The sequence below is a fragment of the Terriglobus saanensis SP1PR4 genome, assembly GCF_000179915.2.
Lineage (GTDB): Bacteria > Acidobacteriota > Terriglobia > Terriglobales > Acidobacteriaceae > Terriglobus > Terriglobus saanensis.
In genome coordinates this window covers 1,494,455-1,520,458 of record NC_014963.1, presented here as the reverse complement: position 1 = coordinate 1,520,458, position 26,004 = coordinate 1,494,455, and the positions used below count along the sequence as shown (strand labels likewise).

Genomic DNA, 26,004 nt, shown 5'->3' with positions numbered 1-26,004 from the left:
CATCGTAGAAGTTTAGAGTGCCTCAGCTGCGAGCCGCTTCGCTTCCGCAAGGTCAATCTTGGCTGCGTGACCATGCTGTCCGAGAAGATACAGTAGTTCTGCTCCGCTCAATAGAGTAAGAGGCTTGTCTTTTGCGAATGCATAAGCGTCTGGTCCAAAGTCGGATGTAGTGACCAATATTCCTTTGTTAGCGCCCTCATTGTGAACGGTACCGTAAAGGTCACGCACTGCCGATACTCCGACCGTGTTTGTGTATCGCTTTGCCTGAATAACAATCTTTCCTCCTCTGATGGGATCGGGATCGAAGGCAACAGCATCGACCCCTCCATCCCGGCTCGCCTGAGTGATGCGGACCTCTCCTCCACCTTTACTAAATTCTTTTTCAAAAACTTCGCGTATAAGGTTTTCGAAATCCATCCAATCCATTGACGCGAGATTGGTTCGTTCGTCCAAGGAGTCGGCGACGTCGTACCCTTCTACGAATCTACGATCCTCTCTATTCAAAGTGACGATTGGCTTGATAGGACTGAGTTCAATCAATTTGCTAGCCGAAACGCCCTTAAGCTTTTTGAAACACGCCTTAGGATCTACACGATCGAGATTTATAGCCAAAAATTCGTCTTTTCTTGCTTCAATGCTCATCACGCAGGCGTGTACGGGTGACCCCGTCGCCCGATCAACCGAACGAACCCAACCATTGAAAACCACCGAGACCAAGGCGTCACAGGCGTCACTCTGAAACATCTCGTATAACGTGCGCAGGGCGATCTGATAAAGCATCTCATCGTAAGTCTTCCTTACCCAGGTATCTGGCACTAAGGACTTCTGAAATTCAGACCGACTGGCAATATACTTAACATCCTTCACTGACGGCATCACATCCCTACTAGGAAGCTCATAGTCTAAAACGAGATTCCCAGTTGAGCTCTTGTATTCGAAGTAGTGCTCTTGCGGAAAGGTGTCTGGGTATTCCGACTGACTCAGTACCTCCTCAAGGTAAGTATTGATCGCGTCTTGATTCTTAGCCTCATACGCTGAACGCTGGCAATCTATCTCCTTGTTTCTCGCCTCTTGCTGCGTTTCGAATTCGCTCTTCTGCAAGTCCCAGCGCTTCAACTCGATGTCAAAACGCTTCGAGAGTTCAAGGTTGGCTGTCTCGACCGCTTCTTTTTTTCACTCCAGACCTGCAGCGCAACATCGAAGGCTGCCTTTGCCTTGGCTATAGCATCAGCATTCAGCTTTTCGACCTCTTCGATCTTCTTCAATTTTCGATTAGTTAAGATTCTGTCTATGAAGTTGAATTTCGGTTGGATAGGGCTCGGGTTATATACAAAGTTCGTCTGATCTGGAAGGTTTGGTAAAGGGATGGCTTGAGACGGTGAAGGCCGGGAAACTGGAAACTTCACATGTGTCTTCTTTACTTCCCAATCAACTCGGGCATCACGGGAAAGAGCTGGTTGCAGTAGGTTTTCAAGATAATTCCGTTCAGCCTCAAGCTCCCTAGTTTGTTCAAGTGCAAGCGATTTAGCTGTGGCCGCTTGAGTGGCGTTCAAAGCACGCGCCTTTAGGCTGTTGGTCCGTGATTCACGATTGCGGTCAGCTTCTTGCTTCCTTTTCCATCTGTCGTTCCAGATCGCTATCTGAGCGGCAGCGATTCTTTCGAGATCGTACTCACTTTGCGCGCGAACTACTCGATAAGCACTAAGCTCAGAATGTGTTATCCGCTTCTCGAACATTGGCAGGTCCTATTTCAAGATTGATTTGGGTTCCATCAAGATAGCATCTTCATTTCCCTCTTTTGTCGAGTTCTTCACCGACCTCAATCTTGATTTGCTCTGCTTATCTAGCGCCAGGTACTTTCTATAGGCTCGGTAAGAGTACGATCATTTCCTTTCTTTTCCTGCAAACCGAGACTGAAACGGGATGTACTTCGCAAATAGCCCACATCGCAAGGACGCGATGTATGGGCACCCAGCCACCGGTCTCTTTTCCCGGGTGAGATCTGCTTGTGCGCTCCGCGCGACCCCACCCTTTCGCAAGAGCGCGAAAGAATGGGGCACTAGACGGAAAGCAGATCGCAATGCCAGGGGGATGACAAAGTGAGGTTCCCGCGCAATCTTTCCTGCACCGCGCTTCGCGCATAGCCCACACATCGCGAAAGCGCGATGTAAAGGGCACCCAATTCTTTGGTTGATTTGAGAGTTAAATGATCCATCGGCGAGAGCACGGAATGCTCTCGCCGATGGGTCGATACGTTTGGGTTAGAACTGCGCTTTGAGGGCGAACTGATACAGCCTTGGGGTGTAGTTTGGATCGGTCTGTGAGATCTGACCGAAGGTCGCGCTGCCAAACTGTGACGTGGAGGTGCCGTTCCCGATGTAGAAGTTCGGCGTGTTGGAGATGTTGTAACTTTCCGCACGAAATTGCACGTTCAAACGCTCTGTGACAGGAAAGGTTTTGAAGAGAGAGAGATCCACATGGCGGAAGTTGGGGCCAAACAGCGAGTTGCGCTGAGCGGATCCCACCGTTCCGAGTGGTTGCGGAGCGAACGCAGCTGTATTGAAGAATTGACTGTTGGACTTGGAGCCGCGCGCGTCTCCAAGCTGGTTGGGACGATCGTTGCCTCCGCTGTTCTGCGGTGTGGCGCGATTGCTGAAGCCATGTGGTTTGCCATCGCTCTCAATGGGATTGTCGACACCGCTTCCAGTGCTGGTGATCGTGAAGGGTTTACCACTCTGCCAGACGGTGATTGTATTTGCCTGCCATCCGGAAAAGAGCGCTCTTTTGAAACCCTGGAAGCTCTTTCCGAACTGGAACTCGTAGTTCAGCGAGAGAGCGAAGCGATTTTGGATATCGTTTTCTGCGATGGCGTATTCGATCTGACGGATGCGCGTAGGATCGGCGTTACTCCAACCCTGGTTGCTTCCCTGCTGGGAGAAGCCAGTGATGTCGCTGAGCGCCTTGGCCCAGGTGTAGTTCGCATCGAAGGCCAGACCTCTCACGAAGCGACGCTGGAAAGAGGCCTGTAGAGCGTTGTAGTTCGAGACGCCTCCGCTGTCGATATAGCTGACGCCGGAGAGGTTCGGAAGTACCGAATTGAGTGGACGCGCTCCGCCTACGGGATTGGCCGCGCTTCCTACCGGTGCCAATGGGTTATAGGGCTTCGGCTGGTTGATATTATTGATGGACTCCGGCAGATGTTGACCGATGTTTCCAACGTAGCCGATGGTGAAGACGTTCGGACCGACCTGCTGCTGCACCTGCAGATTAAACTGCTGGATGAGAGCCGAACGAAACTTAGGAGCTTCGGCTACGAACGAGAGACCTGAAATAGCGGCCAGGTTCGTGATGTCCGGAGCGGCTGGAACCGGCAGTCCCTGAGCCAGAGTAGATGGTGCGCCTGGGATGGCGGCGCAGCTTCCATTCTGACCAGCAAGTTGGTTTTTCGCAGTTTCAATGTTTACAGCAATCTGAGACTGGCAGGCCGGACTGAAGTTGGAGGTGAATGGCGCGTTCTTCAGGTCGGCGTTGGAGGTGTAGTTGCCGGGGAAGAAACTCAGGCCGTAGCCGCCGCGGAGGACAGTGGTAGGCGCGAGCGACAGGGAGAAGCCGACGCGTGGAGCAACGTTGGAGTAATCGGTGGGAATATTCACCTTGGAGTCGACGCCGTTCTGGCCAGCGATCTTCAAAGCAGAGCTGATGTTTTGTGCATTGAGGGTGAGTGCCTGCGGGAAGTCGAAGTTCGAAATCCGGTTATGCGCTTCGGTGAAGGGCGTAAAGACATCGTAACGAAGACCGTAAATAAAGGTTAGCTTTGGAGTGATCTTCCAGCTGTCCTGCACGAAGCCGCTGGGTTCGTAACTACGGTAGTCAGGGGGGCTCAGGTTGAAGTTACGCGTAGTACTTGCGAAAGCTCCCACGAGTGTAGACGCAAGTTGATGGTCTTGCTGGAGCAACAGACTCGCATTCGTGACGACCGGCACGTTGACGGTGTCTGTTGGAAGGTTGAACTGGTAGGCACCCGTCGCGGAAGCGCTTTGGACGTTACGCGCCTGCCGACGAAGGAAGCTGAGCCCGGCCTTGATGTTGTGGTTGCCCTTCGTCCAGCTGATGGTTCCGAGGTATTGGAAGGTATTGTCGATGTCCTGCAGAGGAACATAGGCACCGTCTCCAATATCCGCGAAGGGACCTACAGAAACGGGAGTAAGCGAATCGGCGAACGGACTAAATGCTATGTGTCCCGCAGGAAAGCCGACCTGTGTGTCCGCGCCCTTTCCGTAGTTAAGCGGAAGAGAGAGATTGTTGATTCGGGTGAACGCGGCCCGGAGGTCGAGAACTAGTCTGGGACTGAAGATATGGGTATAGCCCAGAGCATACTGCTGCGCAATATCGGTCGCGGGACCGTCGAAGTCGTACCGACCGCCGCTGATCTGTAAACCGTTCTGCGTGCCGAGACCCGGAGGGGTGAACGTTGTTACGGTGTTGTATGCGAAACGCGCGAAGAGTTGATTGCTGTCGTTGAGTTTGAAGTCAACGCGAGCATCATAGGTGTTGCTGCTCTGGGTTTTGCTGGGACTTGTAATGTAGTTGTTGGTCAATTGACCGACGGGTCCAGCATTGGGGGCCGGAAAGAGTTTAAGGTAGTTCAGCGCGATCGGGTCAATGGGAAGCCCTGCCGTACCGTTGTCGGCTGACAACAGAGACTGGGGCGTACTTCCGCCGATACTGTTGATGGCGTTGTACTCGGAAAGCGTAGGGACAGTCTTGGTATAGGTGAGACCTACGACCTGCCGCAGACCTTCGTAGTCAAAGTAGAAGAAAGCTTTGTCCTTGATGACCGGACCACCGATGCTGCCACCAAACTGGTTCTGCCGAAGCCGGGGTTTGTCTCCGCTGGTCTGCAGAACGCTGCGCCCATCGAAGATGTCATTCCGGAAGAACTCATAGACACTGCCGTGGAACTGGTTCGTTCCAGAGCGGGTGACGATGTTGATGACGCCTCCGGCGGTACGGCCGGCCTCCGGCGCGTAGCTGTTCGTCTGCACGGTGATCTCCTGAATGCCTTCGACATTCGGTTTGACACCGATGGATCCGATGATGCGTTCGTTGTCATCGATGCCGTCGACTACCCAGTTGTTGAGGGTGTCATCCTGCCCGTTAACCGAGATGCCAGCTGCATTGGAGCGACGATCGTCTGGACGGCCGCCACTGGAGAGACCATTACCGGGACCTTCGTTCGCACCTGGGGTGAGCTGAACCAGCTGAACGAAGTTACGACCGTTGAGCGGAAGGTCCTGTACCGCCTTTGCCGTAACGGTGGAGCTGACGGTGGCCGTGTCTGCCTGGAGTAGCGGCGTCTGCGCTTCGACGGTGATGGTTTCGCTGGAGGCTCCGGGTTCGAGATGGGCATCGGCACGGGCTCGATCGCCAGCTTCTACCGCGAGGCTTGCCGTATTCGAAGATTTGAACCCGGGCGCTTCAATGCGAATGTTGTAGTGACCTGGCTGGAGAAGATTAAAGGAGTAGTCACCGTTACCGTTGGTCTTCACGGTGCGGGTATCGTTTGTATCCAAATTGCGGATGGTAATGGTGGCGTTAGTTATTTCTGCACCGGTGCTGTCGGTGACGGTTCCCAGGATGTCGGATGTGGTCAGCTGGCCCAGTGCGGAGATGGTTGCAAGAAAGAGAATCATCAGCGGAAGCGTGAGGTGCTTCACCAATGTTCGCAGGCGATGCTCAGATGCATCGCTCATATAGAGTCGCCCGGCGTTCGATGCCGGTTCAACTTTGTGAATCATGTTCATAGAAAGGCCTCTCTGAAAACGAGATCCCTTTACCTGCCATTCAATAGGGAACGACAAGAGAGGGACATTCGTTTCGAGCACACCTTAGGGAGGAGCGATCAAGGGTCGCAAGGGACTTACGGTAAATATAGGATGGCTACTGTAACATATTGATTTAAAAGGATTAACGAAGCGTAGCGAACAACGTATCTTACGTTAATTTTACCTTTACATCGATGGAAGCATGCGTAAGCATGCAGAGAGATTGCCTTAGTTGAGTGTCTAATCCTTTGCTTCTTTGAACCACTGTTTTTATTCGATGGACGGAGAAAGGTGGGGGTACACCTACCTGCGGCTTACCGATCGGGGATCGAGCCGATTCGCGAGGGCGCACCAAATCTATTACCTTAAGTTGCACTATCTATTTCTCTCCTGAAGAGATAGGTTGGCTGCGTTACACTAGCAATCCATCCCCACAGGTTATGTTGTAGTAGGGTCACACGTCAGAAGTACCAATGGAGTAGAGAAGAGCCATGGAGATCCACGTCTTACATCTCGAGCATGTATGGCTGCTGGCTCTCTATACCCTTCTGGCGGTCACAAACTCCTTGACCTATAAAGGTCTACGCGGCATCCACTGGTTTTCTCTTTACAACCTGTTCGCTCTTCTGGGCGCCATCGCCGTTGCGCTTCGCGGACACATACCGGATGGTCTCTCCATACTGGGGGGGAATCTGTTTGTGGTTGCGGGCTACTTTTCACTCTTCCTGTCTCTTGCCGCACTTTTCGGACGAAGGGCCTCACAGATTTACTGGCAACTGGGCTGCATCGTCGTGGCGGTCGTCACCATGGTGCAATATGGCTTGATCCATCCCGACACACAGGCGCGACTGATCGCTTACAGCATCGTGCTCTGCTGCCAGCAGGCCCATATCGCCATCTTTATCTGCCGCAAGAAGGATGGGACCCTCCGCCCGATCGGGACGCCGATGGCATTAGTTATGGCGGCGCTAGCCTGCACTAATCTGGTCCGGCTCTTTGGAACGACTTCGTGGGGAGCACCCTCAAACTATTTGCGTGCCGGGCATTTTTTCCAATCGATTCTGATCGCCAACTCCTGCCTGCAGTGTGGCGCCATGGTGGCCTATGTCTGGATGACGGCAGGCCTGTTGCGAACGGAGCTGGAGACGCAGGCTTCGACCGATCCACTCACGAAGTTACTCAACCGTCGTGCCATGGAACTGGCGGCGGAGCGGGAATTGGCTTTTTGCAGTAAGGTTCTGACACCCCTGTGCGCCATCGTCATCGACCTGGATGACTTCAAGACGGTCAACGACTCCTATGGGCACCATTGTGGGGACGCTACCCTGATCGCTGTGGCAGGGTGCCTCAAGAAGGGCCTGCGCAAGACGGATCATCTCGCCCGCCTGGGAGGAGACGAGTTTGCCATTCTGCTTCCTGGCTCCCCCATAGAAGAGGCGGCAGAGACTGCCGAACGGCTCCGTTCCTGCGTTGCCGAGCTCGTGATCGTCTACGGCGAGGTTCAGACCAAAGTGACTGCAAGCTTCGGTCTCGCCTCTGCACGGGGCTCTGCTACCACCTGGGATGATCTTCTCCTGATGTGCGACCAGGCTCTCTACACAGGCAAGCGATCCGGCGGCAATCTTGTGCGGGCCGGCTTCGATGACATTGCTGGCATCGCGCTTCCAGACGCAATCAGTATTGAAGTACGTCCGTAGCGAACAAAGCTTGCCGCGTTCCTCTGGCAACATCTCCGACCTGTATCCTTTGGGCATGCGCAGACTCCTGCTTTTTGCATGCCTCCTTGCCATACCCGCAATCGCACAAGCCTCTCCAAAACAGCTCACTGCAGCGGCAAAACAGCTACAGAGGGACTACAACAAGACAACCGGCCTTTACAGCACGGCTGGGTGGTGGAATTCGGCCAACTCAATCACTACACTGGCGGACCTGTCCCTTACGCTTCACACTCGCCGGTACTTTCCTGTCTTCGAAAACACACTTGTGCAAGCGCCCAAAAAGTTCCCGGGCTTTCTCAACGAGTTCTATGACGATGAAGGTTGGTGGGCGCTGGCATGGATCCGCGTCTATGACGTCACGAAGGACGAGAAGTACCTCAAGACCTCAGAGGCCATCTTTCAGGACATGACCACCGGCTGGGACGAGACGTGCGACGGCGGCATCTGGTGGAGCAAGAAGCGCGCATATAAAAACGCCATCGCGAATGAGCTTTTCTTCTCCGTCGCAACTTCTCTCGCCCTTCGCACCCAGGGCGCACCACAAGCTGCCTATCGCGACTGGGCCGAACGTGAGTGGAAGTGGTTTCGGCAAACGGGCATGATCAACTCCGATCACCTGATTAACGACGGTCTGACCAAAGAGTGCAAGAACAATGGCAAAACCACCTGGACGTATAACCAGGGAGTCATTCTGGGTGCACTTGCTGGTTTCGCGGCACTCAACCACGATGCAACGGCGATCAGCACCGCGAATACCATCACCTCGGCTACGCTGGTTCATCTGGTAGATCCTGCCGGGGTGCTTCACGATCCCTGCGAGCCCAACTGCGGCGAAGATGGCATTCAGTTCAAAGGCATCTTCGTTCGCAACCTTTCAGATCTTCCTATCTCCCAAACCTACCGAGACGCATTACAGCGCAACAGCCAGTCACTCTGGGAAAAGGCGCAAGGCCCGAAAACCGCATTCGACGAACGATGGTCCGGACCCTACACGCACACGAACGCTGGCATTCAAAGCTCTGCTCTGGATCTTTTGATCGCGACGAGGAAAGCGGAACAAGGCAGACCTCCGAAACCCTGATACCGAGAAGAATGACATGATGGACAGATGTTCAAGAAATCTTTCCTTCTTCTCTGTGCCCTTGCCCTGGCCATCACGCCGCTTCACGCGAAAAGCAAAACCCACCACGTCGTCTTCGTTGTGACCTCCGGCGATCAAGCTGACTGGCAGACGGCGATGGTCCTCGCCGATCACTTCCTCTCGGGTATCAAGCCGGAAGCCACAGAAGTCGAGGTGCTCGCCTACGGCCCTGGTATCTCCATCCTGGCCAAGGGCGCGCCCACCGCACCGCAACTCGCCGACCTGCTGAAGCTCGGCGTCCACTTTGTCGCCTGCGAAAACGCCATGCGGGGCCACAATCTCACGAAGGCCGACCTGCTGCCAGGCGTCACATCTGTCCCGTCCGGCGTTGTGGAACTGGTCCGTAAGCAAGAGGCGGGATGGGCCTACGTGAAAGTGGGCCGGTAACTATGGGATTTTATTGAAAGCGCTTTGACCTGATAGGAAAGCCGCGGATTGTATGGCGACTTTTAGCCGGTAGATGTATGCTTCGATTGTCCCCAAAGTACATGCACCTTTGCTCCATCTGAGCACCGCCGAGCGCATGGTCACTCTGTGTTGCTTTCTCTTTCGAGGTCTGCCGCATCATGGTTCGCATCTGTTCTTTCGGCTCCTGGTTTCGCGGGCCGTTGTTTCTGCTGTTGCTTCCCCTCGCTGGCTGCGGATCGGGGATTGTGGACGGTTGCGCCGCGTTCGCGTCCTGCGCCACGGTTGTGACACAACCCGGAAGCCCCGTCATTTCACCCTCTGCGCCGACTACTCCCGACCCTTCCCCCACAGTATTGCCAGCCTGGGTGAATGGCTTCACGTGGATCGGTCAATCGGGCAACACGGGGGTTTACCAGGGCTATGCCACGGACGGCGCGGACGCGCATTACTTTTTCGACACCGGAGCTTTATTCAAGAGTAGCTCTTACCTCCAGAACATCCCCGTCGCGGCGAACTACAGTCCCCTGATCGATGGCACGATCCATCTGGGTGACGGAGCCTACTACGCAGGGAAGGTCTACGGCATCGTAGAAAACTGGCAGGGGTGTGCAGCGCCACCCTCCCGCGCCGCGATTGTCGTCTTTGACGCACAAACGCTCAACCGGCTCTACTTCACGGATATCACCCTGAGCCACCACGAGACCTCCAGCATCACCATCCTGCCGGATACGAACGAGGCTGTAGTCTCTTCCTACTGCGATGGCAGAAAGCTTTTTGTCTATTCCCTGCCCGGCTTCCAACTCACACGCACGATCCCGCTTCCGACGCCGGTCGCGTTGATCCAGGGAATCACCTATAACGGCGGCTTTCTCTATATCGCCGACAACAACGGTGGGCTGTACGGGCTGCGTCTGGCGGATGGCGAGGAACGGAAGCTGCATCAGGCTCCTTTTTCTGGAGAGTATGAAGGCCTTGACTTCAAAAATGGTGAGCTGCGCTGGTTGATTAACAGAAGCGATGGTCAGCACATCCTTAACCGGTATGTACCGAACTGACGCGCGGCCACGTTAGAATTTCATTGAGTCCTGAAACATCAGCAAGCGAAGGTCAATGCCCGAAAGCTCCAATTCCATCCGCATGGACAAGTTCCTCTGGGCAGCGCGCTTCTTCAAGACCCGCGCGCTGGCGGCTCGCGCCTGCGAACTGAACCGCGTCCAGTCCAACGGGCATACGGCGAAGCCAGCACGCGATGTTCGCGTAGGAGACATGCTTCGGATCAGCTCTCCCGCCGGAGATTACGAGGTGAAAGTTCTTCTCCTTAGCGAAATGCGCGGCCCGGCGACGGTAGCACAGACGCTCTTTGAAGAGACGAAAGCCAGCCGAGAACTACGCGCCAAAGCTGAAGCAGAGCGTAAGGCTCTGGCCCACTTTGAGCCGAGCGTGCGCCCGACCAAAAAGGACCGCCGCATGATTCATAGCTTCCGGGGAGACTGAAAGCTAGAGTCCAAGCTCTGTCTGGATCGCCGCGGCGATGGCGTTGGCATGTTGCCGCATCAGCGCTTCATCCTCTGCTTCGATCATGACGCGGGCCAAGGCTTCCGTTCCCGAGTAACGGATGACCACCCGACCGCTCTCCGCGAGATCGATTTCGGCGGCTGAGATCGAAGAAACCACGGTCGGAATGGTGTCGAGTGCTCTCTTCTCGCGCACTTTCACATTCACGATGACCTGCGGAAAGACCTTGAGATCGCTGGTCAGTTCGGCAAGGGATTTCCGCGAGCGATGCAGGATGTCCAGCAGAAGGAGTGCGGTGAGGAGACCGTCTCCCGTGGTGGAACGGCCGCTGAAGAGAATGTGTCCGCTCTGCTCTCCGCCGAGCGATGCGCCCGTCTTGATCATCTGTTCGAGTACGTACTTGTCGCCGACGTTGGCACGCACCATGCGGATGCCGCTGCGTTTCAGTGCGGCTTCCAGCCCCATATTGCTCATTGTGGTGGCCACGACGAGATCGCCCTGAAGCAGGCCGCGCTCTTTGAGATCGCGCGCGGCGAGGAGCATGACGGCGTCGCCATTGACGACTTTGCCGTTCTCATCTGCGAAGAGGACGCGGTCGGCATCGCCGTCGAAGGTGATGCCTAGATCGGCCTTTTCCGCGAGAACCATCTTCGCGACGACTTCGGGATGCAGAGCACCGCAGTTTTCGTTGATGTTGCGGCCATCGGGACTCGCGTTATGAATGCGGACTTCACCGCTCAGACCGGCAAAGAGTTGGGCCGCAACGGAGGACGCTGCTCCGTTGGCGCAGTCGATCACGATCCGCTTGCCATCGAGCGAGAGGCCGTCCACAGCAGCTTTCAATGCCAGCACATACTCGGCGCGATCGGACTCTTCGACCTCTGGCGGTACGGCTTCCGTCTCGAGGACATCGGAGGCGAGGATCTTGAAGATCTCTTCTTCGATGGCAAGTTCGGTAGCATCCGCGAGCTTGTATCCATCCGGACCGAAGACCTTGATGCCGTTGTCCTGCCAGGGATTGTGCGACGCAGAGATGACGATGCCTGCGCTGAAGCCGTGTGTGCGCGTGAGGAAGGCAATGGCCGGCGTGGTGATTACGCCCGCGCTCTCCACGGCGGCCCCGCCCTTGCGGAGACCTGCGGTGATGGTGGCAGAGATCCATTCGCTGGACTCGCGTGTGTCTATGCCGAGCATGATCTTCGGCTGTGCTCCATCGCTGGTCACGTGATGCGCCATGGCCACGCCAATGGCGAAGATCGTGCGTTTATCCAAAGGAGCGACACCGGCCACTCCACGAATTCCATCGGTCCCAAACAGCTTTCTCATGCGTTTCCTTCGTCGTCCGTCACGCGGGCTTTAATCTCGCCGGACGCCAGCCTGGCCACGATAGCATCACCATCCTGAACCTCTGCGGCGTTCCGTAACAATCTTCCCTTCGCGTCGAAGACCAGGGCGTAGCCGCGACGCAGCACCGATTCCGGGCTCAAGGCGCGCAGACGTGCGTCCTCGGTCCTTAGATGCATACGCATCTGCTGCAACGGAGCGATCATGCTCGCGCCCAATCTTTGCTCCAACAGCGTAAAGAGTCTTCGATCCGCATCCACACGACGTCCGGCATCCTGCCGCGCCAGCCTGTGCTGCACCCCGGTCAGGAGGACATTGTGCCGCTGGAGCAGGGTGGACATGGCATTCTCCGCGCGGAAGCGCAGGGCGTCGACATGCTGCTGGCGGCGTTCTACGGCGTCGCGCACACGGCTCACTGCGATTGCGGAGTTAAGCCGAGCAAAGCTCTGCCGCGCATGCATCTGCTGATAGCGCATCGCGCGCTCCAGCCTGGTTTCCAGCATGTCGACCTGTTCCCCTACGCGGTGCTGATGCTCGGTGATGAGTTCGGCAGCAGCGGATGGGGTGGGCGCTCGGAGGTCGGCGACGAAGTCTGCAATCGTAAAGTCGGTCTCGTGTCCGATGGCGGAGACAACGGGAAGACCACTCGCAGCGATGGCGCGCGCGAGGGCTTCATTGTTGAATCCCCAGAGGTCTTCCGTCGATCCTCCGCCACGTGCGATGAGGATCAGGTCTACTTTGGGCGCTGCTTCTGAATTGAAGTAAGCGATGGCCGCTCGTACCTCGTCGGCCGACTCCGCGCCCTGCATCAGGGCCGGATAAATGAGCAGGTTGAGGCAGGCGTGCCGGCGTTTGGAGATGTTGGCGATGTCGCGCAGGACAGCACCCGCTGTCGAAGTGATGACTCCAATGGTTTTGGGGAAACGCGGAAGAGCGCGCTTGCGTTCGGCGTCGAAGAGACCTTCGGCCAGAAGCTTTTGACGCAGTTGTTCGTAGGCCAGGCGCAATGCACCTTCGCCGCGAGGCTCCAGTGTCTCTGCAATCAGCTGCAGTTGGCCGCGACTCTCGTAGACAGAGACGCTTCCGCGCACGAGGACCGATTGGCCATCCTCCGGTTTCCAACGCAAAAGCATCGCCTGCCTGCGGAAGAGGACTACCGGCAACTGCGCATCGCCGTCTTTCAGCGTGAAATAAAAGTGTCCGCTGGGTGCCGAGCGGCAGTTGGAGATCTCGCCTTCCACCCACTCGTCGGAGTAGTCCTTTTCCACGTGTCCACGCAGATCCGCGACGAGTGAGCGCACGGTCCAGACCTTGCGTTCCTTTTTGGGCGGGTCGATTTTGGCGATCTTCGGCGAGGGTTCGGTCTGCTCTACAAAGAGGAGTCCTAGTTGTCCCTGGACGTCTGTAGTTGCGGGTTGGCGGGCGGGCGCGGCTTTTCGTGGGCGCTTGTGAAACGCGGCCAGCGATGTCGGCGTGGATTCGTCAGCAGCCATAGCAAAGGAAAGTCTAGCAGCGGAGCGGAGTCTTGTTATCTGCGGATCCGGCCAAAGAGGTAGAACAAAAGCGACAGGACGACGCTGAAGAGGATGGACGTCATGAGCGGGAAGGAAACAGACCATCCTTTGCCACGCCAATTCATATCTCCGGGTAGGCGGCCGAGGGGCACGCCCATCCGGCCAAAGAGAAGAACGGCTGCTCCGAGGACGCAGAGAAGTAATCCTGCGCCCAGAAGCAGCCGTCCGAGGTCCTGCATGCTTACTGAACCGGAGCGCCGGAGAGCTTTTGCGCGGCCATTTCGCCAGCGGCGGACTTCGCGTCCTTGTCCTTCAGCTGCGCATAGATCTTCTTGGCTTCGGCGGGCTTGTTCTCCGCTTCATAGAGGTCGGCGAGCTGCATCTGAGCCAGGCCTGCAGGAACGACGGTCGTCGGCTTCTCGCTGAGATGCTTGTAGATCGCAATTGCATCGGCGTCGCGACCGCTCTGACGGTAGAGGTGCGCGAGGGCCAAATTAGCAAGCGAACTGGTGTCGCCGTTCCAGCCGGAAGCGACTTCCTTCAACGTCTTTTCGGCGGTGGCGGTCTGTCCGCTCTCCGCAGCCGTGACTCCGGCCATGTACTTGGCGTTGCGACCGGCGGAGGTCATACCGTACTTATCGGCCACGACAGAAAATTCGCTGTTTGCCTGCTTTGCCTTCTCCGCATCGGAAGAAAAGCTCTTCGTTCCCGGAGGAAGTGGCTGTCCTGGGGAAGCGACGGGCGACTCGTAGGTTCGCATAGCGGCGTCAAACTGCTGCTGCGCGCTGGCGGAACGGGTGTTGTAGATCAAGACGGAACCGACCACGACGAGGATCAAGACCAGCAGCGCCGAAACCGCGAAAACGAGCTTCTGGCGATTCTGGTTGGCCCAGTCCGCAATAGTAGGCGTGTGGGCGAGGTCTGGCTTGGTCGAACGGATGTGCGTTTCCACGGGTGTTCCTTCTTGCAAAAAGTGTCTGCTTCGATCCATTTTGAGGGGTCTTCGAAGGGCGGAGGCAATCCCGGTCGAGCCAGAACGCACACCACAGCAGCCCCTCAAGTCTACCAGCGCAAATCCTTGCCCAGCAACACAGTTGGCAACAACCTTCCGCAAGCCGCTTGCTCTCCGTCCTGCCCAGCCATTACGCTTACAGCATGTATGAAGACTTCCATGTGACCGACCGCTGGACCGGCGAAGACCTGCATTGCACCTGGAAGGCGACGATGGTCGCCATCGCCACGCGCCATGCAGACGCCACCGACATCCGTTTTGCCGTGAACGGACGGCCCATGTGGATCGCCATGCCCAACACCGCGTGGATCGAACAGAAGCGCCGGACGGGCTTCGTGATCACCGATTACGCCGCCGCGCAGGCTGCGGGACGGTATCTCAAGACCATCGTCGAGAACGGTTACGACAACGGGCGCGAGATCTACACGATGACGGTCGAGGAAGTATTGGAAAACGTGGAGGCTGTGGTTCGCGAAGCTGGAAGCACTGCCCTGCTGCCCTCGCTGCCCGTGATCGATTCCAATGTGAAACCCGAGTTGCTGATGGGCGAACTCGCGGTCGACTAACCGGCGTGTTCGCACACACCCTGCATGTGGAATACGTTTCGCCCGAAGGCAAGGCAATTCCCTGTCCTGTGGGCTGGATCGACAATTTCGCCATGCGAAATTTCACGAACGACGCGATCTTTGACGACACACTGCCCATCGCGGATGGCGTAATGGAGGCGGGTCATCGCGTTCCGCTGGATCTGCTCCGGGAAAAGATGGAAGCCTGGTTTCTCAGGAAGAAATATCTCGCCGCTGGAGATACCCTCCAAATTACAGAAGAACGATAAAAGGGCGAAGACGCTGTTGCGTCCTCGCCCTTTGTCTTGCCGATCCGTGATTACAGCGTCGTGGTGTCCAGAACGAAGCGGTACTTTACATCGCTCTTAAGTACACGGTCATAGGCCTCATCCAGTTTGTCGAAGCTCGTCATCTCGAAGTCAGAGACAATTCCCTTCTCCGCACAGAAATCCAGCATCTCCTGCGTCTCGCGAATGCCACCGATGGTCGATCCTGCGACCGCTTTGCGCCCTGGAATCAGGGAAAATGCGGCGACGGAGATTGGTTTCTCGGGGGCTCCTACGAGGCAAAGCGCACCATCGCGTTTAAGGAGTGCGAGATAGGCATTCACATCGTGCTCTGCGGAGACGCAGTCCAGAATGAAATCGAACGTGCCGGCGTGCTTTGCCATCTCGTCCGCATTCTTCGAGACGACCACTTCATCCGCGCCCAGGGCCTTCGCGTCTGCAATCTTGCCGGGGGAGGTGGTGAACTGTACAGTCTTAGCGCCGAAGGCATGCGAAAACTTGAGTGCCATATGACCCAGACCACCAAGGCCAACGACGCCGACCTTCATCCCGGGACCGACGTTCCAATGCTTCAGGGGAGAGTACGTTGTGATGCCCGCGCAAAGAAGCGGCGCTACGGCTGCCAGATTCAGCTTGGAAGATACGCTGAGGACAAACTCCTGATTGACGACAATCTGATTCGAATAACCGCCAAAAGTCAGGCTTCCATCCTTCTCTTTTGAGTTGTAAGTGAAGACGATCTGCTGACGATCGCAGTACTGCTCTTCTCCCGCGGTGCAGCTATCGCACTCCTTGCAGGAGTTGACCATACAGCCCACACCGGCAAAGTCGCCGGTCTTGAACTTTTTAACGTTGGCACCGACCTGGGTCACCACGCCTACGATTTCGTGTCCTGGAACCATCGGGTAAAGGGAGTTGCCCCACTCATTTTTAGCCTGATGAATGTCGGAGTGGCAGATACCACAGAACTTAATGTCGATCAGGACATCATCGGGACCAACATCGCGACGCTCAAACTTAAAGGGAACGAGAGATTCAGTCGCGCTATGCGCGGCGTATCCGTGAGAGGGAAGCATGTATGAAGAATCTCCTGGGGTTTGGCAGACGGCAGAACGCCGCATCCATAGGTTAGATGCGGCGGGAAGAATTATCGATTCCGGCTATTCGCTGTAATGCAGAAGACTGAAGACGTCATATTCCGCAAACTTCTGGCGCCCGCGGAGAAAGTCTAGTTCTACGGCGAAGGCGAGTCCCGCGATTTCGCCGCCAAGCTGCTTCACCAGTTGCACGGTCGCCTGCATGGTGCCGCCAGTTGCCAGAAGATCATCCACGATGACCACACGCTGGCCGGGTTCAATCGCATCCAGGTGAATTTCTAGGGAGTCGGAACCGTATTCAAGATCGTAGGTCACCTTGGCGGTTGGGGCAGGGAGCTTCTTCGGTTTGCGCACGGGCACAAATCCTGCATTCAGGCGGTAGGCCATTGCAGGTCCGAAGATAAATCCGCGTGCCTCGATGCCGAGGATGAGATCGACGTCCTTGCCGATGTAATGCGCCGCCAGAGCATCGATCATCTGCGCAAATCCGGCCTTGTCTTTGAGGAGAGTGGTGATGTCGTAGAAGAGAATTCCGGGTTTGGGAAAGTCGGGAACGGTACGGACAAGGTCCTTCAAGGGCTCGCAGTTGATGGCGTTTTGCATTTCCTTATCTTAGACGACCTTGCGACGTCACCAGGCCCCTTCGATCTGGAACTGTCCTAGTTTTTCCGCTTCGGCATCTTCGAGATCGTGAATGCGCACGCGGTCCACACGGCTTCCGCGTGAGCCCTTCCGAAGGGCTACTTCCAGTTCTTCGATCTGCTCTGGCGCGCCTGCGGCCACGGCTTCCACGTGACCGTCATGGGTATTGCGCACCCAGCCGCGCAGTCCGATTTCGGCCGCCTCGCGATGGACATACCAGCGAAAGCCCACGCCCTGGACGCGACCCTCTACCTGATAGTGACGAACGATCATGCCCTGACCTCTCTGACGTAGGCGAGGTGCGAGAGGATCTCCTGGGCAGTCTCCCTGGGAGCCTCGCGCGATACGAAATGTCCGACTCCGTCGAGTAGCGCGCGGCGGTAGCCCCCGGTAAAGCTGCGTCCTGCGCCGTCGGTCGTTTCGGCCAGATCGCAGCGATCCTCAAGGCCATGAATCAATAACGTCGGTGTAGGGAGGGACAAGGTGCTTTCATAACGATCGTTGAGAAGGTCGTACTTCGGATCTGTCGGTGCATGTCCCCAACGTGAACGGTAGGCGTGGAGCGTGACTTCGATGAAGTCCTCGCTGGCCCAGCTTTTTGCTGCTTCTTCAAATTGGCTTTCTGTAAACCAGCCTTCAGGGCTCCATGTCTCCCATTGCATGCGGGCAAACTTGATGGGGTTGCGTGCGAAGTCCCTGGCTCCCGGATGGCTGCAGAGGTACCACTGGTACCAGAGCGCCCGAGCAAGCGGCAGACTGGTGACCTTCATCGGTCCTGGCACAAAGGGGACGGAGAGTGCAGTCAGACTCTTGAGCCTCTGGGGAAAGAGAGCCGACAGAGCATAGCCTGTGCGTGCGCCCCAGTCGTGTCCTACGAAATCGAAGGTGGTCAGCTTGAGCTTGTCGGCGAGATCGATGACATCCTGAGCAAAGGCCACAGCCTGTCCTGTGCGCCGGGGATTGCGCCCGATCAGATGCGAGCGAAACCCCGTGGGTCCATAGCCACGGAGGTAGGGCGCGATTGTGCGATAGCCCGCTTTATGCAGGAGAGGCAGAACACCATCCCAGCACCGGGGCGACTCCGGCCAGCCGTGTACAAGGAGAACGGGCTCGCCTTTTTTAGGGCCGCTGTCTTCATAGGCCAGATGCAACATCTCAGTCTTGACGCGTTCCATACTCATGCCCTCTAGGATGCACCTGTCACGATCCGTATCGCAAGCAAAAGCGCGAAGCCGAAGCTTCGCGCTGATGGAAGTTGCGAAGGATTTATGCGCGGCTCATGTAGGCACCTTCGGCGGTATCGACGCGGATCTTTTCGCCTTCATTGATAAAAGCAGGCACCTGAACGACGAGGCCGGTCTCTGTCTTGGCAGGCTTGCTGACCGAGGAGGCCGTTGCCGACTTGATGCCGGGTTCAGTTTCGATGACGGTCATCTCCACGACTCCCGGCAGTTCGATGCCGACGGCTTTCCCGTCGTAGAAGCTGACGCTGATGTTGAGGTTGGGAATCAGGAACTCTACAGCGTCGCCGAGGGTGTCACGCTTCAGGTTCGTCTGCTCGTAGTTCTGCGTGTCCATGAAGTAGTAGTCGTCGCCGTCGTTGTAGAGGTACTCCATCGCGATTTCGTCGACGATGACGCGGTCGATGGCGTCGCCGGAGCGGAAGCGATGCTCGAACATGGCGTTGGACGTCAGGTTGCGCAGCTTGGCCTGGATGAACGCACGCAGATTGCCGGGGGTGCGGTGCTCGACTGCGAAGACAGAGTGCAGCACGTTGTTGTGCTTGATGATCATGCCCGGACGCATCTGGGTAGCGGGGATACTCATAAGAAAAACTCCTGATTCCGTTTTAGAAATACGTGAAAAGACGGAGCAAACGCACGTCTTTAGCACTCCGATTGTAGCCTACGAGGCTTAGCTCCCACCGCCGCCGAAGATCCGGCGGAAGAAGTGACCGATGGCGCGGAAGGGGTTTGGCGCCTTCGGCCGCTCTGCTGGCTGAAGGGTGGTTTGCTGCGGAGCTGGGGCGCTTGCCTGTGCGCTTGTTGCGGAGAGCGTGGGGGCCGCTGCCGTATCGGTTGGGACGGGTTCGTTGCCGTTGTAGGCGATGGTGGCGGAGACCTGCGCGTGCATCTCTCCCGGAGGAGCCTGCGGTACGTGCGGCGGAGTGAGGCCCTGGCTGACGGCTTCGGGGAATGCCTTGGGGTCATTGCTGGAGGCGACGAGACCCGTCGGGCAGCCGCAGTTGGAGCTTTCGCGGTCGACGACTTCGCGCACGCTTCCGTGCTCAAAGAGGACACGTTGGCCAGGTTTAATGAAGTACCCGCCGCCGCCGAACTGCTCGGTGACATGCAGCACTGGAGCAGATTTTCCTCGATTTTCGACGCAGGTGTCGCCATTGGGCGTAACGCGCATGCGGAGATCGAGCGGAGCCGCTTCCGAGAGATCGAAGCGGAGGTCGGGGGTGAGAATCGCGTCCTGCGCGTTGGCGCTCATGTGGATCTCAAAGGCTCCGCGATTGAGTGCCAACAGCAGAGGAGCGTTTTCGTTATTGCTCTGCGTGAGATGCACCGTGCTGGTGGTGCAGATAAGGACTTTGCCACCACGGGTGAGGGAGATTTCGGCGGTCCTGCCGCCTGCAGTCACGGTTCCGCTGCTCTGAATCTCGGCGGAGTTGCGTTGGACGTTCACCGTTCCGGAGATCTGCGCGTCGTTTGTGGAGAGTGTGCCGATCGGCTTTTGACCATGAGACTTTCCGCAGCAAGCCATGCCGAGAAACGCTGCGAAGAGCGTCGGCAACGTTTGGCGGAGGTGCGGCTGAAGAATCACAGGGCTAAGAAGTTGGCGATGATCTCGCGTCCGTGCTGAGTAAGAACACTTTCGGGATGGAACTGGACACCTTCTATGGGCAAAGTGCGGTGACGCAGGCCCATGATGATGTCGCCTGCTTCGTCGCGTGTGCGGGCGGAGATCTCCAACTCATCGGGCAGACCCTCTGCGCTGACGATGAGAGAGTGGTAGCGTGTGCAGGTGATTTCGTGCGGTATACCCTTGAAGATCGTCTTGCCATCGTTTTCGACAAGGCTGGTCTTGCCGTGCATCAGTTTTGGCGCGCGGATGACGTTGCCGCCGAAGGCTGCGCCGATGGCCTGGTGGCCGAGGCAAACGCCCAGAATTGGCGTGCTGATGTTGTTCTTCGCATAGTGCTGGATGATCCCGATGGACGCTCCCGCTTCCTGCGGGGTGCAGGGACCGGGGGAGATGAGGATGCGGTCGGGCTTCATGGCCGCAACCTCTTCGGGCGTGACTTCATCGTTGCGACGGATGACGATATCTACACCGTGTTCGCCCATGTACTGGACCAGGTTGTAGGTGAAGGAGTCGTAGTTGTCGAGAACAAATACCATGACCTCTTATTTTACTCGGGATGCGGGATCGACATCGGGTTACGGGGGAGTTCCATCCTGAAGCATCACCAGCTCAACGATTTGCGAAAGATCGACGGTCTGCCGCATGACTTACTTCGGTGTCGTTACGTCCTTGGGGGCGTGCATGGTTTCCAGCACACATTGATAAAGCTTGTTTCTCTGTTCGAATCGTTGACTGGCCCGCGTGACGTAGCGCACGACCAGGTCGACACCTTTTCCGGAGGGACGTAGATTCACCGCTGGCTCGGCGGTAAAGCTTCCAAGTCCGTGGACATTGGATGCCTTCTTCCATTCTCTCTCTGCCTGTCGCGCATCGTCCGCAGTGGTGGCCGCGACGGTTTTATGCACACGCTCAATGGTCGCGTAGGTATCTTCATCCTCCGGCACGGTGACAGTAAGTTCGTCCCACATCCACTGCCCTGCCGTTGAGAAGTTGAAGAACTTGCCGCTGATCGCGTACTTGTTGCTGAAGGCGACGCGACGCCCGGTGGGATGTCCCTTGGCCGTCCAGTTTCCCGTCTCCAGAAGCGTGGTGCGAAAGAGACCGATCTCCACAACCTCACCCGCTACGCCGTCGATCTCGACGACGTCTCCCACGTCGATCCCGCTGCGTCCCATCAGGACGAACCAACCGACAAAGGCCAGGATGAAGTCCTGCAACGCTACCGTCAACCCAGCGGTGGCCAAACCGATCACGGTGGATATCTGATCGGGTGGACCAAAGATCACGAGCAGCACAGAGAGAAGTGCGAGCACCTGGATCACCAGTCGGGAGATTCTGCTCAGTGTCCTCATTCTCCGCCGGTCGAGCGACTCATGTTCTGTAAATCGACGCGCCACGGCGTTGATCAGGATCGCCACGATCAGGATGACCGCAATCCACGTGGCCTGCACCACAATGAGATGTTCCAGGAGCCGGTGTTGCAGCGCGACCTGTGCGGCCCATTTGTCATACACGCCCGCAAGACGCTGTTCGGTCTCAACGCGATCGTCATAGATGCTCATGAGTTGCCGTTCGAGGCTCAGGCGCTTCAGGCCGGCGACGCGCTTTGCGGTGGCATCCGTGGCGTCACCGCTCTGCCCCTTCACTACGGCTTCTAACCTGTCGTGTTCTGCGTTGAATTTCGCTGCCGCCTGATCTGAGGCAGCCTTTGCGCTATTGAGTAAAGCGATGCGTTGGTTCTGTCGAAGCCACCCACCAATCAGGCCCGCCAGCGTGCGATAGCGCTTGAGCGAAATCGCAGCCATTTCGCCTGTGCCCTGCGAGGCGTCGAACTTCTTCATCTCCGCTTGCCGCGCTGTTAACTCTTGCTGAATCTCACCGCGTCGATCACCGGAGGCGCGCGCGAGGTCTTCCCGCGCATCGCTTAGTTCATCCTGATCCAAACTTAGCTGAGCCTGCGCGATCTCCAGATCGTCGCCGCCCTTGGCCGTCAGGTCCTTGATAGAAGCTGCATCCGACGCGACGGTGGCTTCCAATTCCGCGACACGCTGCTGTGTTTCGAGGGCAGCGCCCGTGAGCGTCTTTTGCCGGAGCGTGGCGGTGCGCAGCGCTGCGGCGAAGGCCTGGTCCACATCATGGTCTGCCAGTCGCTCTGCTTCATGCGCGTATGAGAGTTCTTCCTGTGTGACGGCCTGCGCGGCGATGGCCTGTGCCGTTGACCACGGAGTCTCATCTACGAGTGTCTTCTGCTTGGCGATTAATACACCTGTCTTCCCACCCTTCTGCAGAAAGGGGAGATTCGCCATCACATCATTCGTGCGCCACGCGGAGATGATCCCGGCAACCAGCAACGCAGCCAACACGAGAAGAGATCCGGTAGCCCATCGTCCAAACAGCGGACTCTTCTTGCCTGCTACATCCTTTACACTTTCAACCTGCTCAGCATCACTCATTCCCCATTTTCGCATTGCGATGGACAAAGATACGTATGGAACATGTACGAGATCAAACTACACATCCCGTACGCAACGGAAGCCCATATTCGTCGTCGCGCTGTCGGGGGTGTTTGAGGACCGCGCTGCAACGCGATACCGATTGCAGTAGGACTTATGGCACAGATAAGAACCACCCTTGAGCACACGTGCAGAACCGAGGGGAGGTCCTAACGGATCGATGTGCGTAGCGTGTACATGGTATTCGGGATCGAACCAGTCCGCGCACCACTCCCACACATTTCCCGTCATGCAATAGAGGCCGTATCCGTTGGGCTGATAGGAGTCAGAAGGGCAGGTACTCGCGAAACCGTCTTCCGCAGAGTTATACGAGGGAAAGATTCCCTGCCATGTGTTGCAGCGGTATTCGCCCTCCGGCGTCAGATCGTCGCCCCAGGGATAGAGAACCTGTTCCAATCCGCCGCGCGCCGCAAACTCCCATTCAGCCTCTGTGGGAAGCCGCTTGCCTGCCCACACTGCATACGCGGACGCGTCGTTCCACGAGACATGCACGACGGGATAATCGGCTCGGCTATCGATGTGGCTCTGCGGCCCTTCGGGATGTCGCCAGTCCGCACCCTCGATGCGTCGCCACCATTCGGCGCCGATCACCTGCTGAGATACTTTGAGTTCATCAGCCAGATCTCCCTCGAAAACAAAAGACCAGCCGAAGCGCTCCGACTCTGTCTGGTAGTTTGTAGTTTCTGTAAATTTTTCAAATTCGCGATTGCGCACCGTGTATCGATCGATCCAGAAAGGCGACACGGTCACGCGGCGCACCGGACCTTCACCGTCCGCAGGAAAACCTGCGGCGTAGTCCGTACCCATGAGAAAGTTGCCGCCGTTGAGCAGAACCATCTCTTCTGTCGAACCGTTGGTTACGCGGCTTCGCTGCTGGGTGTACACCTGCGAAGCTTCAAGACGTTCGGCGCGGGCTTTGCTTGGAACGCAGCACGGTGAAGGAGTCTTGTTCATGCCACTACCTCAATTACGGCACGTCGCGTGGCTTCATCCACAGCGAGGCGCACAGTTTTCTGTCGCCGCTCTTCCAGCATGCGTTTGGCGATGGAGAGCTTTACTTCCTGCAGTGGCTCGTAGCCTGCGGGTTTAATGTTCAGCACGGTAGCAATGTGCAGACCGAAGCGCGAAGAAAAAATCTCTGAGCGCTCATTGCGCTTCAGTGTGAAGACGACTTCATCGAACTCTTCGACCATAACGCCGCGCGTGATCCAGCCCAGCGGAACCTTGCCGCCACAGTCTGAGTATTTCTCAGCCACCTTTTGAAATGGCTTGCCTGTGTTCAACTCCATCTCGGCCTGTTGCATTTTCGATTGAGCCACTGCGCGATCCTCCGGACGGTCGATGTTGCAGATGATGTGCGCGACTTCGATCCGCTCCGGCTGATGAAACTCCACGCGATGCTGCTCGTAGTAGCGCTCGACTTCCTCACGCGAGGGCCGCATCTCATGACGCGTGAGCCATTGCGAATATTTTTCAATCAACAGATTGTCGCGAATGGCAAGATAGACGCCAGGCCCGCACACTGACGCACTGGATGTTCCCCACTGTGCGCGACGGCGTGTATCCACTTCTTCGTCGGACGCAGTGATCCCTGCTCCCACGGCCAACTGCCGCAACAGAACTGCACTGAGAATGCGCTGTTCTGCCATCTGTCGCAGCACACGCGCTTCATGTTCCGCGCCGGGTTGGGAGGGATCGATCGACGAGCCGCCAAGATGATGGAACTCTCCGAAGAGAAGCTCATCGCTCACCAACTCGCCATTTACCAGGTACGCCATATCGTTACTGTTTCATGCTTCGCTTGCTCTTTCAAAGTATGGGCCCGCCAACGGTGCACGGGCCCCTACCTGAAAGAGGTTAGAACGTGATGCGTGCAGCGATCTGCACCAGAAGAGAAAGGAAAAGCAGTGTTCGGTGGATGCGTTGCATAGTGGTCGACGACCTTTGGCCGTTCTGCCGTTGGGCGCAACCGATTTTGGAGCAAAGGTTTGAAGATCAACCGTCGAACTTCTCCGGTACCTTCTGCGTGTTTTCGATGTCCATGAAATCGCCGAGTTCTTTCTGCTTCGCTTTGAGTTTGGCGATCAGCTCGACTTTGATTTGCGCGTAGACTGGATCGTCGACCAGATCGTGCGTCTCCCATGGGTCTTTTTCCAGGTCGAATACCTGATAGCGCTTGATCGGAGCGTAGAAGATGAGCTTGTGCTGCTTCGTCCGTATTGAGCGCTGAAGCACGTTCAGCCAGCCGAACATGGCATCGTTCACTGGCTGCGGATTCTCGGCTTTCAACATTGGAACGAGCGAGGGGAAACCGACGTGCGCCGGAATCGGTACGCCCGCAAGATCACAGGTTGTGGCGTACATGGAGTGCTGGTAGACCATCTCATCTACCTGCTTCCCTGCCTTGATGCCGGGACCGGAGAGGATGAGGGGCATGCGCATGGAGCGCTCGTATTGGTTTTGCTTGCCCATCAGGCCGTGCTCTCCTACGGAGAGGCCGTGGTCGGCCGTGAGGATGATGTACGTGTTGTCGGCCTTGCCCGATTTCTTGAGCGCATCGAAGATGCGGCCGATCTGCGCGTCCATGTGCGAGATGATCGCGTAATACTCGCGGCGATGGACCTGCACATCATGCTGCGTACGTGGGAAAGGCGCAAGAAGTTCGTCGCGCGTCTTATGTTCTCCCTGATCGAATGGGTGCTCTGGCAGGTAGTTTGGAGGGATGGCGATCTTATCCGCTGGGTACAGGTCCAGATATTCCTGAGGCGCCTGGCGCGGGTCATGCGGTGCATTGAAGCCGACGTACATAAAGAAGGGCGCATCGCGCTTTGCAACCTTGCCGAGGTGCTCGATGGCAGCGTCGGCGTAGATCTCGCTGGAGTGCTCGATGTCGTTATTATCGCGTTCGTTCTTCCAGATGCCACGCTTTTGCCAGTGGCCCAACAGGGACTTGTTCGCCGGGTCCCATGTGTTGCCGGGTGCAGGGCGGTCGTACATGTCCTTGGTCGAAGCCAGGTAACCCGGCCCCACGGCGGATTGTTCGGAGAACGCTCGCGACAGGGTCACAGCGTCCAGATGCCACTTGCCTGTGATGAAGGTGTCATAGCCCGCCTCGCGAAGGGTCTGACCCCACGACGGCACACTGTTGTTCGACTGGTCACGCATCTCGACCTTGCTCGCCTCAAAGCAGGTCAAGCCGGTATTCAGCATCGTCCGGCTGGCGATGCAGACGGCACCTGTCCACGACCCCTGGTGAAAGCAATGCGTGAAGTGCGTGCCCGACTGGACAAGCTTGTCGAGGTTCGGGGTATGCACCTCCGGGTTGTTGATCGCCCGGATCGTACGGAACATCAGGTCATCCGCAATCATGAAAAGGAAGTTCGGACGCCCCTCGCCCTTCTTCGAGGCAGCAGCGGGAAGTGCCCGTGTCGCCGCAAGTACGGCGGCCGAGGAGGAAAGTCCTATAAAGTCGCGTCGATTCAAGTCGCTCTCGTTTCAGAAATAGATATGAGTATGATTCGGCACTGCCAAGAGTTCATGTTCCGTTTCGC

The 26,004-nt window shown here is 56.9% G+C and carries 25 protein-coding genes; 7 read left to right on the top strand and 18 right to left on the bottom strand.

Annotation, left to right across the window (positions count from 1 at the left end; translation table 11 throughout):
- Positions 1-12 precede the first annotated feature (12 nt).
- The 3 genes from ACIPR4_RS06340 to ACIPR4_RS06330 all read right to left on the bottom strand — a co-directional run bounded on the left by ACIPR4_RS06340 (position 13) and on the right by ACIPR4_RS06330 (position 5,804).
- Entirely contained in the window at positions 13-1,101 is a 1,089-nt protein-coding gene (locus ACIPR4_RS06340; RefSeq protein WP_144312336.1) for a restriction endonuclease, read from the bottom strand.
- Positions 1,102-1,112: 11 nt separating this feature from the next.
- Positions 1,113-1,736, bottom strand: coding sequence for a hypothetical protein (locus tag ACIPR4_RS06335; protein ID WP_041585955.1), 624 nt, complete (start codon positions 1,734-1,736; stop codon positions 1,113-1,115).
- Between the two features lie 525 nt (positions 1,737-2,261).
- Positions 2,262-5,804, bottom strand: a complete 3,543-nt coding sequence (locus ACIPR4_RS06330; protein WP_013567824.1) for a TonB-dependent receptor — start codon at positions 5,802-5,804, stop codon at positions 2,262-2,264.
- Positions 5,805-6,316: 512 nt separating this feature from the next.
- Here ACIPR4_RS06330 and ACIPR4_RS06325 point away from each other — a divergent pair.
- The 5 genes from ACIPR4_RS06325 to ACIPR4_RS06300 all read left to right on the top strand — a co-directional run bounded on the left by ACIPR4_RS06325 (position 6,317) and on the right by ACIPR4_RS06300 (position 10,586).
- A complete protein-coding gene (locus tag ACIPR4_RS06325) occupies positions 6,317-7,522 on the top strand; it encodes a GGDEF domain-containing protein (protein ID WP_013567823.1) in 1,206 nt (401 codons plus the stop codon).
- A gap of 10 nt (positions 7,523-7,532) precedes the next feature.
- On the top strand, positions 7,533-8,624 hold the full coding sequence (locus ACIPR4_RS06320) for a glycoside hydrolase family 76 protein (protein WP_187290256.1): 1,092 nt from the start codon (positions 7,533-7,535) through the stop codon (positions 8,622-8,624).
- Between the two features lie 27 nt (positions 8,625-8,651).
- Positions 8,652-9,071 carry a DsrE family protein gene (locus tag ACIPR4_RS06315; protein ID WP_013567821.1) on the top strand — a complete coding sequence of 140 codons (420 nt, stop codon included), beginning with the start codon at positions 8,652-8,654 and terminating at the stop codon, positions 9,069-9,071.
- A gap of 179 nt (positions 9,072-9,250) precedes the next feature.
- The gene (locus ACIPR4_RS06305; protein WP_013567820.1) at positions 9,251-10,147 is read left to right on the top strand and encodes a hypothetical protein; all 897 of its coding nucleotides are present in this window, start codon (positions 9,251-9,253) and stop codon (positions 10,145-10,147) included.
- Between the two features lie 55 nt (positions 10,148-10,202).
- Positions 10,203-10,586 (top strand): RNA-binding S4 domain-containing protein, encoded by a 384-nt coding sequence (locus ACIPR4_RS06300; protein ID WP_013567819.1) that lies wholly within the window; start codon positions 10,203-10,205, stop codon positions 10,584-10,586.
- A 3-nt stretch (positions 10,587-10,589) separates the two neighbouring features.
- Here the strand turns inward: ACIPR4_RS06300 and glmM are convergent, their stop codons facing one another.
- The 4 genes from glmM to ACIPR4_RS06280 are packed head-to-tail and all read right to left on the bottom strand — an operon-like array spanning position 10,590 to position 14,417.
- Complete coding sequence (gene glmM, locus ACIPR4_RS06295; RefSeq protein ID WP_013567818.1) at positions 10,590-11,933, bottom strand: phosphoglucosamine mutase; 1,344 nt, start codon at positions 11,931-11,933, stop codon at positions 10,590-10,592.
- Positions 11,930-13,444 (bottom strand): exodeoxyribonuclease VII large subunit, encoded by a 1,515-nt coding sequence (gene xseA / locus ACIPR4_RS06290; protein ID WP_013567817.1) that lies wholly within the window; start codon positions 13,442-13,444, stop codon positions 11,930-11,932. Before xseA ends, glmM begins: the two co-directional genes overlap by 4 nt.
- A gap of 35 nt (positions 13,445-13,479) precedes the next feature.
- Entirely contained in the window at positions 13,480-13,704 is a 225-nt protein-coding gene (locus tag ACIPR4_RS06285) for a DUF2905 domain-containing protein (RefSeq protein WP_013567816.1), read from the bottom strand.
- Between the two features lie 2 nt (positions 13,705-13,706).
- Complete coding sequence (locus ACIPR4_RS06280; RefSeq protein ID WP_013567815.1) at positions 13,707-14,417, bottom strand: tetratricopeptide repeat protein; 711 nt, start codon at positions 14,415-14,417, stop codon at positions 13,707-13,709.
- Between the two features lie 167 nt (positions 14,418-14,584).
- Here ACIPR4_RS06280 and ACIPR4_RS06275 point away from each other — a divergent pair, with 167 nt between their 5' ends.
- The gene (locus tag ACIPR4_RS06275; protein WP_245536471.1) at positions 14,585-15,043 is read left to right on the top strand and encodes a hypothetical protein; all 459 of its coding nucleotides are present in this window, start codon (positions 14,585-14,587) and stop codon (positions 15,041-15,043) included.
- 92 nt (positions 15,044-15,135) lie between these two features.
- Positions 15,136-15,312 (top strand): hypothetical protein, encoded by a 177-nt coding sequence (locus ACIPR4_RS06270; protein WP_245536470.1) that lies wholly within the window; start codon positions 15,136-15,138, stop codon positions 15,310-15,312.
- A 50-nt stretch (positions 15,313-15,362) separates the two neighbouring features.
- On the opposite strand, the gene ACIPR4_RS06265 is transcribed toward ACIPR4_RS06270, so the two are convergent.
- The 11 genes from ACIPR4_RS06265 to ACIPR4_RS06215 form a co-directional block, all read right to left on the bottom strand.
- Positions 15,363-16,406, bottom strand: coding sequence for an NAD(P)-dependent alcohol dehydrogenase (locus ACIPR4_RS06265; RefSeq protein WP_013567812.1), 1,044 nt, complete (start codon positions 16,404-16,406; stop codon positions 15,363-15,365).
- A gap of 84 nt (positions 16,407-16,490) precedes the next feature.
- Positions 16,491-17,030 carry an adenine phosphoribosyltransferase gene (locus ACIPR4_RS06260; protein WP_013567811.1) on the bottom strand — a complete coding sequence of 180 codons (540 nt, stop codon included), beginning with the start codon at positions 17,028-17,030 and terminating at the stop codon, positions 16,491-16,493.
- A gap of 27 nt (positions 17,031-17,057) precedes the next feature.
- Positions 17,058-17,342, bottom strand: coding sequence for an acylphosphatase (locus tag ACIPR4_RS06255; RefSeq protein ID WP_013567810.1), 285 nt, complete (start codon positions 17,340-17,342; stop codon positions 17,058-17,060).
- The gene (locus ACIPR4_RS06250; RefSeq protein WP_049780785.1) at positions 17,339-18,250 is read right to left on the bottom strand and encodes an alpha/beta fold hydrolase; all 912 of its coding nucleotides are present in this window, start codon (positions 18,248-18,250) and stop codon (positions 17,339-17,341) included. Before ACIPR4_RS06250 ends, ACIPR4_RS06255 begins: the two co-directional genes overlap by 4 nt.
- A gap of 85 nt (positions 18,251-18,335) precedes the next feature.
- Complete coding sequence (gene efp / locus ACIPR4_RS06245) at positions 18,336-18,896, bottom strand: elongation factor P (protein WP_013567808.1); 561 nt, start codon at positions 18,894-18,896, stop codon at positions 18,336-18,338.
- 87 nt (positions 18,897-18,983) lie between these two features.
- On the bottom strand, positions 18,984-19,898 hold the full coding sequence (locus ACIPR4_RS06240; protein WP_013567807.1) for a hypothetical protein: 915 nt from the start codon (positions 19,896-19,898) through the stop codon (positions 18,984-18,986).
- The gene (locus ACIPR4_RS06235; RefSeq protein WP_013567806.1) at positions 19,895-20,476 is read right to left on the bottom strand and encodes an anthranilate synthase component II; all 582 of its coding nucleotides are present in this window, start codon (positions 20,474-20,476) and stop codon (positions 19,895-19,897) included. Before ACIPR4_RS06235 ends, ACIPR4_RS06240 begins: the two co-directional genes overlap by 4 nt.
- Positions 20,477-20,587: 111 nt before the next feature.
- Positions 20,588-22,393 carry a mechanosensitive ion channel domain-containing protein gene (locus tag ACIPR4_RS06230; RefSeq protein ID WP_144312334.1) on the bottom strand — a complete coding sequence of 602 codons (1,806 nt, stop codon included), beginning with the start codon at positions 22,391-22,393 and terminating at the stop codon, positions 20,588-20,590.
- 57 nt (positions 22,394-22,450) lie between these two features.
- Complete coding sequence (locus ACIPR4_RS06225; RefSeq protein ID WP_013567804.1) at positions 22,451-23,407, bottom strand: formylglycine-generating enzyme family protein; 957 nt, start codon at positions 23,405-23,407, stop codon at positions 22,451-22,453.
- Complete coding sequence (locus ACIPR4_RS06220; RefSeq protein WP_013567803.1) at positions 23,404-24,231, bottom strand: peptidylprolyl isomerase; 828 nt, start codon at positions 24,229-24,231, stop codon at positions 23,404-23,406. Before ACIPR4_RS06220 ends, ACIPR4_RS06225 begins: the two co-directional genes overlap by 4 nt.
- Positions 24,232-24,448: 217 nt before the next feature.
- Complete coding sequence (locus tag ACIPR4_RS06215; protein WP_013567802.1) at positions 24,449-25,936, bottom strand: sulfatase family protein; 1,488 nt, start codon at positions 25,934-25,936, stop codon at positions 24,449-24,451.
- Positions 25,937-26,004 lie beyond the last annotated feature (68 nt).